This window comes from Olavius algarvensis spirochete endosymbiont (genome assembly GCA_900608495.1).
GTDB lineage: Bacteria > Spirochaetota > Spirochaetia > DSM-2461 > DSM-2461 > UBA2779.
This window is the reverse complement of record UWYT01000317.1, coordinates 1-283: the sequence shown is the minus strand read 5'-3', so window position 1 is coordinate 283 and position 283 is coordinate 1. Positions and strand designations below refer to the sequence as shown.

At 53.0% G+C, this 283-nt stretch carries 1 protein-coding gene; it reads right to left on the bottom strand.

What is annotated here, in order from left to right; genetic code table 11:
* The coding region (locus tag S1OALGB6SA_RS10430; protein ID WP_230204527.1) for a hypothetical protein at positions 1-283 on the bottom strand (283 nt) is incomplete at both ends.

The following is a 283-nucleotide window of genomic DNA, read 5'->3' as shown; positions in this document are numbered from 1 at the left end:
ATAGACGAATATGCGGGACTGGAGCTATCAGTCTTATCGATAGCAGGAGGGTGCTTGATTTCCGGGCCCCTATTCGGTGTCGTAAACCAGTTCCTAGATTTATTCCAGTCCTCATTTCCGTTGCCGTTGGAAGGCGGGCCGGCTGAGTCTTCATTATCGCCACCTGGTGACTGGTCTTGGCGGTTTTGAGCATTGTCGTTGTCGCTACTTCCACCGCCTCCATTGTTTTCGTTGTCGCTACTTCCACCGCCTCCATTGTTTTCGTTGCCGTTGGGAGGCGAGC